Source organism: Bacillus sp. EKM202B (assembly GCF_011066025.1).
GTDB lineage: Bacteria > Bacillota > Bacilli > Bacillales > Bacillaceae_G > Bacillus_A > Bacillus_A toyonensis.
Map to the genome: position 1 here is coordinate 1 of NZ_JAAMNK010000030.1, position 9,201 is coordinate 9,201.

Genomic DNA, 9,201 nt, shown 5'->3' on the forward strand with positions numbered 1-9,201 from the left:
ACCTCCATTAAAATCATAACTGATACTTACGATTTAGAGAGGTGTTTTTTATCGTCTCATTCTCAGGGTTCACTCCAATACAGGAAGGATGGCGTTTATTATGAATATTTAGATTCAAAGGGTTCTGATGCAAGGTTAGTTTAATAAAGTTACATGATGAAAGAACATTCATTATTCCATCAGGTGAAAATAAAAATTGATACCTGGTACTTATTTCTGTTAAATATTTTGTTTTAAATTAATTATATAAAGAAATGGAGGCTAGAAAATAGATGCATAGATTGAGTTTGTACTGCTTATATTAGAGATTTAAAGAAAGAATATGTACGATTCTCCCACTACACTAGTATAGTGGCCTTTATTAACAGCAAAATTTACAATTTACAAGGAGAATATTTTATGAGTAAGAGAATAAAAGAATTAGATTCCATACGAGGGTTAGCGGCACTTACAGTGGTATTTGGACATTTTTGTTTAATGCTACCATCGTTGCCTAATTCTATTAAATTTTCCCCGCTTAGGTTTTTATGGGCGGGTGGAGAAGCGGTAATCGTTTTTTATGTACTGAGTGGTTTTGTGTTATCTATGGCACTTTATCATTCAAAAACAAATTATTGGGGATATTTAATTAAGCGATTTGTAAGAATTTATATTCCTTACTATTTTTGGATAATCATTACCTTTGCGTTATTTATTTTGTTTTCACCGTATGAGGTGGCAGGACTACGGGATTGGTTCTATGATAGGTGGCAAGGGTCTATAACAAAAATAGATATTATAAACCACATTGTGCTTCTTAATAACTTTTTTACGGAAAATTACAATCCAGTTATTTGGTCATTGGCTCAAGAAATGCGTATATCGATTGTATTTCCTTTGTTATTCCTTCTTTTTTATAAACTGAGTTGGAAGAAAACGATATTAATTGCTTTGAGCTTTTCTTTAATTAGTGTTTTCCTTAATATGTTGCATATTGGGAAAGCAGAGGGATTTTATAATGGTTATGTCGATACACTGCATTTCACATCTATGTTTATGGTTGGAATGTTACTTTTTAAGTATCAGGAAAAACTTATTTACTTATATCAAAATATGAAAAAATATAAAAAAGGATTTCTTATTGCATTAGGGATTATTCTATATTTATATTCCATTTTAATTTATGGTTTTTCCCGTAATGATACTACTTTCTTATTCAAAGATTGGGGTGTCGTAATGGGGGTTAGTATATTTATTATAATGGCTATGAGTAACCTAAAAATAAAAGCATTTTTAAATAAGAGTGTATTTGTATATTTAGGAGAAATTTCATACAGTATCTATTTGTGTCATTTTCCAATCATGATGGTACTATTTAAACTTTTGTATACAAAGATACCTATTTTTTTCCTTCTCACTTTGTGCATTATAATGACACTACTTTTTTCTATAGTTTCGTATCATTTAATCGAAAAGAAATGTATCAACTGGGCAAAACAAAGAACAACAAATTTTTTGAAAAAAGTATAATTCCTAGAGAGATTTTATTTCTTTAGTAAATATACGAATATGACTGATTCCTAAGTATACTTAGGAATCGGTCAATTTTGGATTCTAAATGTAAATATAGTAAAGTGGAATATAATTGAAAACGAAAACGAAAACCACTTAGAAATAACAATTACGGTGTGAGCTATTGTATAGTATAGATATGGTTAATAATAAAGGGGGAATACATATGTGGAAGCGATTTGTAGCAATTGGTGATAGTTTTACAGAGGGGATAGGGGATGAAGTTGAGGGAATAGCATTAAAAAGCTGGGTAGATCATTTTGTTCAACTGTGTGAAAACGATATAGAATATGCTAATTTTGCAAAGCGTGGGTTAGTAACTGAAGAAATTCGCTCGCAGCAATTGGAAAAGGCATTAACTTTTAATCCAGATTTGGTTAGTCTCATTGCAGGTGCAAATGATGTTTTAAAAGGACGTTGGAATCATGATGCATATAAGAACGATATGGAATTTATGATAGACACATTAAGTAAAACAGGCGCTGATATTATGATAGCAAACCTTCCAGATTTTACTGTTAGGCTTCCATTTCCTTCTGAAAAAAAACAAGTAGTAAAAGAACAATTATTAGAGGCAAATGAAGTTATACTTTCACTGAGTAGAGAGTATAAGCTTCATCATGTTGACTTTTGGAATCATCATTTAGTTAATGACAATACGCTTTGGTCTACGGATTTCATTCATCCAAACTCAAAAGGATATGTAAAAGTTGCTGAATTGATTTTTAGTAGTTTGCCTGTACAGAAGACAAAATAATAGTTTGCAATTTAACGAATATAATATTAATTGTATGAAGCTATGTTTTTTAGTAAATGGAAAGAACTAAAAATTTAGCAAACAAAGCGTATCTACGATATATTTCTACAGTAGTGCACAAATGCAAAATCACAAAGAAAGATTACTTATCGAAATAGGTGGTCTTTAAACGTTTTTATAACTAAATTAAAATATATACTGTATTACTAACAATTTCGTACTACATAAAGATTAAGTTCTCTTATAGAAAAACTGATTTTATATTATCTTAAAATATAATAACATGTTCAAATCATATTTTGGGTATGTATCCTAATTGTGAATAATGTGTAATTTTTTGAATTATAAATGTCCAATAAATAAAATAGATAGTAGGTGCAGAAGTATTAATGCTATATTATTCAATTCTTGTTATGAGTGCATTAGTAATTGTTAGTATTATATTTTTATTATCAACTTTAGTTATTGGAATTAATTTGAATAGAAAATATGTAGGATAGAGAAAGGTACATATACTTTAATGTATATGTACCTTTTTATTTAGTAGGATTTATAGTCTCTATAAACTATTATGTTAATAAAATTAAAAAACTTAATTCTTGATATCCTTATGGCTAAAGCCATCTATAAAATGACAATATAACTAAATACTTGTTTGATATGATTTGTGGATTTAGTTTTTTATCCGAATTTTCTGATTCAAATATTTCAACTTTATGAATATAGTAGGTGAAATATTTGTGTGATAGTATTTGAGATAGAAAAAAGCCAACTTTAAAAAGGATGTGAATTGAATGTGTAAACGACTGTAAAGTGTTATATTAAGGCAACGTTTAGCTGTTATTAGTGTAAGGTAAAGGTCTATTTTGTAACAGTTGATATAAAAATGAAGAAATAGGTGAACTCGAATTTATCTGACTATTTTAAAAATACAAAACCTTGAGGTTAGTCTAGATTTTAACGAAGTTAAATTCTAGCTGAAATATTTATAATGATTAATTAAGTTTAATAAAGGGGTACCTTATACGCAAAAGCGTTTATATTAGTAACTTAAGGAGCTTGCTTTTATGAAAACTACCGATTCAAAAGGCCTATTAGGAAATAGGGTTTATTTACAAGTTTTCTCTGCCTATTCATTGCTTATGCTTGGTGTTTTTATTGATATGTTAGCGATTATGACTATAGTTGGGTTTGAATGGGAAGTAGATCCTACTATGATTGGATTGATCCCTGTTGCATATGCACTTCCTGGAATTATTTTTGGCTCATGGGCAGGTGTTATTGCAGATCGTTTTAGAAAAATTCCAATTATGATGTTCTGTAATTTGATGGTTGGTTTAATAACAATTGCTCTTTTATTTGTACAAAATATCCACTGGCTCTTAGTGGCATTAATGATTCGTTCCATTTTTATTGTTTTCTATTATCCTGCACAACAAACACTAACAAGACAGATTGTATCCCCAGATTTGCTTACTAAAGCAGTAAGTATCAACGGAATAGTAGAGCAGGGTACCAAGATAGTAGGCCCACTTATAGGGGGCATGTTGCTGAGTTGGTTTCAGCCAGAGTTCTGCCTCATTATAAGAGCTATAAGTTGTTTATTAGCTACGTTAGTTCTGATACCCACAATAAAATTCAAAGAAACTATATCCAAAGAACTTGTTGAAAAGCAAAAGCAAAGCACTTGGGCCGCTTGGGTACAAGGGTGGGGCTATGTGTTATCTAATCGGATAATATTATCAACTATGATTTTCGTTACAATAGCCATGGCAGTATTACAATTAGTAGACTCACAATTCCCGACTTTATTTAAGAGCTTATTCCCACATGATAAAAGTAAAATGGGATATATCATTTCTATTATTGGTCTTGGCGGAATACTTGGTGCATTACTAACTCAGAAATTAAAACAATTTCAATATGGTTGGGTAGTATGTGGAGGCATGGTTTTAATGGGAATTGGTTTTGGGGGGATTGGTTTGATAACGCCCGGTACGGTCTTCGTTTTGGCCTATCTGATTAGTTTTATCGCTGGTATTGGAAGTGGGCTGATGCTTGTATCTAATCAAGTCATTTTACAAATAGAATCTGATCAAGATCAAGTAGGAAGAGTATTTGGTATTCAAAGCAGTTTAACAAACGCAGTTCTAATTATTTCTCCTGCTATGAGTGGCCCATTAGTGCATTTGTTTGGAGTAACTCAACTCTATGTTTATGGTGGGATTGGGCTTGTTGTCATTGGAGTAATTGGAGTTTCACTGCAGAAATATTTATGGGCTAAACATAAACACGAACCTATAAGAGCAAATAATTTTTGAAGGGAAGATTTTTTATGACCAATGAGGAATGTTTTCCATTAAGTCACCCGCAGCGAAGAATATGGTATACAGAAGTTATTCATTCTGATAAAGGGATATGTAATTTAAGATTTTTATTTAAACTTCATCGAAAAATGAATTATTCAAAATTAAACCAAGTTGTGAATCGTGTTATCAGTGAAAATGACGGTCTGTGCATTAGATTAAAAGAAAATGGGCATCAGGAACCTAAACAATATTTTATTAAACATGAAGAACAAGAATTTGAGTTTTTCGATTTCAGTAATGTGGAGAATTCAGATTTGCTTGAGGAATGGATTGAGCAGAAAACAAAAGAAACGTTTACATTATTTAATTCGAATTTATACTATTTCGCTTTAATAAAATTAAACGATAATGAATGTGCAGTCTTTGGAAATGTTCATCATATTATTATGGATGGTTTATCAATTCAAATATTTACTGAGCAGATTGCAAAACATTATTATGATATGCATAACGAGACTGAGGAAGGCGAAATTAAAAATTCATATGTTCAATTTCTGGCTAATGAACAAACATACTTGAATAGTAGTCGCTTTCAAAAAGATCAAAAATTCTGGTTAGAGGAATTTAAAACACTTCCATCTGTGACCGGATTGAAGCCCTATAATACGTACCAAGTTAGTACCAAAGCATCACGCGAAACGTTTGTATTATCGGAGCATTTGAAGAGAAAAATAGAATTTTTTTCCGAAAATTACAAATTTAGTTTATATACTCTTTTTGTCGCTACTTTCTCGTTGTCCATGTATCGGTGGACTTCATCGCTTGATATTGCATTAGGAATGGCTTACGGCAACCGTATGACTAAAATGGAACGAAAATTGATTGGAATGATGGTGAGTACAGTTCCTTTAAGAATGGATATTAACCCAGAAGAAGAAGTGCTTTCATTTATTGGTAGGGTGTCCAGAAAACAAAGTAAATCATTAAGACATCAGAAATATCCATTTGATTTATTATTAAAGCAGATTAATAAAGAGAATAACAGCAATGTGAGACTTTTCGGAACTACGATCGATTATAGGGATCGTGATGAAAGTGGTGACTCACTATGGATCGCAAACCGTGAAGAGGTACAAGATTTTGCAGTGCATATTGAAAATCTAATTGATATAGACTCTTTACATGTACATATTGATTATCGTGAGGAGCTATTTTCTAAGGAAGAGATAAAACGCTTTTTTAACGTTATGTTAGCGATAATGGAAAACACTTTTGAAAACCCAAAGCAGAAGGTAGCTGAAATCGAAATTATTTCTGATGAAGATAAAAGAAAAAGTTTAGTTGAGTTCAACAATCCTAAGCTGGATTTCCCGCCTCGGGAAACTCTTCATGAATTGTTCGAACGACAAGCAATGATTTATCCAAACGCTATTGCAGTTACGTATGAAAAAGAAAAAGTTACTTATAAGGAGCTTAATGAACGTGCAAATCAGTTAGCTCATTATCTGCAGAAAAAGGGAATAGGACCTGATACTTTAGTTGGACTGTGTGTTGAACGTTCTCTCGAAATGATTGTAGGTATTTTAGGGATTTTGAAGGCTGGTGGGGCTTATGTTCCACTTGATCCAACATATCCAGAGCAGCGACTTCAATATATTTTAGAGGATGCGAGCATTCAGTTATTCGTAACGCAAGAAAGTTTAAAAGAATTGAAATGGTTACCAGAAAATGTTGAATCGATTTGCCTGGATCGTGATCAAGAAGAGATTGGGAAAGAAAGTAAGACCTTGCCGGTTTCTAATGTGAATTCCCAAAATCTAGCTTACGTAATCTATACTTCGGGATCAACAGGGAATCCAAAGGGCGTTATGATAGATCATCACAATGTCATTCGGTTATTTAAATCGACGGATTGTTGGTATCAATTTAATGAAAAAGATACTTGGACGTTTTTTCATTCTTATGCATTTGATTTCTCAGTATGGGAAATTTGGGGAGCATTATTATATGGTGGAAAATTAGTTGTTGTTCCGTACTGGATTAGTCGATCGCCAAAAGATTTTTATCAATTATTGGTGGAGGAAGAAGTCACAGTTCTAAATCAGACACCTTCCGCATTTCGACAATTAATACGAGTGTGTGAACACGAAGATAAGAATAAAAACTTGCAGCTGCGTTATGTGATATTTGGCGGAGAAGCGTTAGACCCCATTAGCTTGTTGCCGTGGTTCCAAAGATATGGGGATAAAGAACCACAGCTAATTAACATGTATGGAATTACAGAAACTACAGTTCATGTTACGTATTATCCAATTACTCTAGATGATGTGCATCATGCTTCGAGAAGTAATATCGGAAAACGGATTCCAGATTTAGAAGTGTATATATTAGATGCTTATCAACAACCTGTTCCTATAGGTGTAGATGGTGAGCTTTATATTGGCGGGGCAGGGCTTGCACGTGGGTATTTAAATAGACCTGAATTAACAGCAGAGCGCTTTATATCTCATCCATTTAGTAGTGATCCGAAATCAAGATTATACCGGACAGGAGACTTAGCGAGGTATTTGCCAGATGGGAATCTGGATTATCGTGGAAGAATTGATCATCAGGTTAAAATACGTGGTTTCCGAATTGAGATTGGGGAGATTGAGTCTACTTTAAATGCATATGCATCTATAAAAGAGGCAGTTGTAATTGTAAGAGAGGATCAACCGGGTGATAAACGATTAGTAGCTTATGTTGTAGGAGATGGAAATGTAGGTGCGTGGAGAGAGTATCTTAAAGCGAAACTACCGAGCTATATGGTACCTTCGGGATATGTGACGATGGAAGCCATTCCACTTACAGCTAACGGCAAAGTTGATCGTGAGTCCTTACCTATGCCGGAGGAAAAGCAGATTAATAGTGAATGTATTGACCCTCGGAATAGTAATGAACAGATACTCGCTACCATTTGGAAGCAAGTATTAGGTATTAAAAAGGTGGGAATCTATGATAATTTCTTTGAAATTGGTGGCGACTCGATTCTCAGTATTCAAATCATATCTCAAGCAAGTCAATTAGGGTTAAAACTTACTCCAAAGCAAATGTTTGAATGCCCAACTATTGCCGAGCTGGCACAATTGGCTATAGAAACGCAGGGAGTACAAGCGGAGCAGGGGATTGTAACAGGAGATGTGCCTCTTACTCCAATTCAGTACTGGTTCTTCGAGCAAGAACATCCACATCCAGAGCATTGGAATCAATCAATGCTTTTAAGAGTAAAAGAGAGATTGGATGTGAAGTTACTAGAGGGAGCAATATTAAATTTAATCAAACATCATGATGCTTTACGTTTTCGGTACGAGCAGTTACCAAACGGAACATGGAGGCAGAGAAATGAAGGAACTGATGAGCTGTCAGTACTCCATGTTGTAAAACGGAACAAAGTTAATGAAAAAGAGTGGAATAAAATAATACAAGAAGAGATGAACATTAATCAAGCTAGTTTCAATTTAGTTACTGGTCCGTTAATGAGAGTAGTTTATTTTGAGGATAACTTGACTGGAAATGATCGAATATTCTGGGTGATTCATCATTTAGTAGTAGATGGAGTATCGTGGAGAATTCTATTGGAAGATTTACAGGTGGTATATAACCAGATGAAACAAGGTCAAGGAATTCGCTTACCTGCGAAAAGTACATCTTTTAAAGAATGGTCTGAACGACTCCAGACATACAGTGATTCGGGTATTTCAAAAGAAGTACAGATTTATTGGAATGAACAAGTAGAAAAAGAAACGATGACAATTTCAATGGACTATCCAATACAAGAAACAACAGAAGAATCTATTGATCAAGTGACGAGGACTTTAGGAGTAGAAGAAACACAAGCATTGTTACACGAAGTTCCAGTCACTCATAAGACAAGGATTAATGAGGTACTATTGGCGGCATTAGGACAAGCTATCGTCGATTGTACAAATCAGCAAACGGTTTCTATTCATCTAGAAGGACACGGGAGAGAAGAGATGATTGAAGGTATTGATTTATCACGGACAGTGGGCTGGTTTACGAGTATTTATCCTGTTCATCTAAATTTTCAAGGAACTAAAACACCAATTGAAGGCTTAAAGGCTGTCAAAGAACAATTGCGTCGAATTCCGAATCACGGAGTAGACTATGGTATTTTACGTTACTTGAATAAAGAAATACTTCCGTTTTATCAGCAAAAGCCTTCAATAAGCTTTAACTATTTGGGCCAATTTGATCAGGTGTTTTTAAAGGAATCTTTGTTTATGCAAGAGGCAGGGTTTACATTTTTAGATCATGCTCCAGATTCCAAGACATCTCATCTAATTGATGTTATCGGAATGGTGAAAGATGAAAAGTTACATTTTATTTGGATGTATAGTAGAGAACAGTTTTCTAAATTAAAAATTCAAGTAATAGCAGATGGTATGTTGAGGCATCTTCGCCAACTTATAAATAAACCAACAACAGAGTCAGCTTTTACGGTATCAGATTTTGCTGATGCAGAGGATCTTACGGAAGAAAGCTTGAGCAAAGTATTACTTAAATTAACAAAGAAGAGGGTGTAAA

Annotated in this window: 4 protein-coding genes; all 4 read left to right on the forward strand. The window is 33.4% G+C overall.

Annotated features, from left to right (window positions below; genetic code table 11):
* The first annotated feature begins 399 nt into the window (after window positions 1-399).
* The 4 genes from G9F74_RS24450 (at window position 400) to G9F74_RS24465 (ending at window position 9,200) form a co-directional block, all read left to right on the forward strand.
* On the forward strand, window positions 400-1,509 hold the full coding sequence (locus G9F74_RS24450; protein ID WP_016108412.1) for an acyltransferase family protein: 1,110 nt from the start codon (window positions 400-402) through the stop codon (window positions 1,507-1,509).
* A 181-nt stretch (window positions 1,510-1,690) separates the two neighbouring features.
* Window positions 1,691-2,308: an SGNH/GDSL hydrolase family protein gene (locus G9F74_RS24455; RefSeq protein ID WP_131202475.1), complete on the forward strand. Its 618-nt coding sequence runs from the start codon at window positions 1,691-1,693 to the stop codon at window positions 2,306-2,308.
* 1,067 nt (window positions 2,309-3,375) lie between these two features.
* On the forward strand, window positions 3,376-4,629 hold the full coding sequence (locus G9F74_RS24460) for an MFS transporter (RefSeq protein ID WP_000858625.1): 1,254 nt from the start codon (window positions 3,376-3,378) through the stop codon (window positions 4,627-4,629).
* Between the two features lie 14 nt (window positions 4,630-4,643).
* Window positions 4,644-9,200 carry a non-ribosomal peptide synthetase gene (locus tag G9F74_RS24465; RefSeq protein ID WP_016108415.1) on the forward strand — a complete coding sequence of 1,519 codons (4,557 nt, stop codon included), beginning with the start codon at window positions 4,644-4,646 and terminating at the stop codon, window positions 9,198-9,200.
* Window position 9,201 lies beyond the last annotated feature (1 nt).

What these genes read in the sequence shown, in the direction of transcription:
- G9F74_RS24455 (WP_131202475.1), top strand. Translation starts at nt 1,691, where the DNA reads ATGGTTAATAATAAAGGGGGAATACATATGTGGAAGCGATTTGTAGCA.
- G9F74_RS24465 (WP_016108415.1), top strand. Translation starts at nt 4,644, where the DNA reads ATGACCAATGAGGAATGTTTTCCATTAAGTCACCCGCAGCGAAGAATA.
- G9F74_RS24450 (WP_016108412.1), top strand. Translation starts at nt 400, where the DNA reads ATGAGTAAGAGAATAAAAGAATTAGATTCCATACGAGGGTTAGCGGCA.
- G9F74_RS24460 (WP_000858625.1), top strand. Translation starts at nt 3,376, where the DNA reads ATGAAAACTACCGATTCAAAAGGCCTATTAGGAAATAGGGTTTATTTA.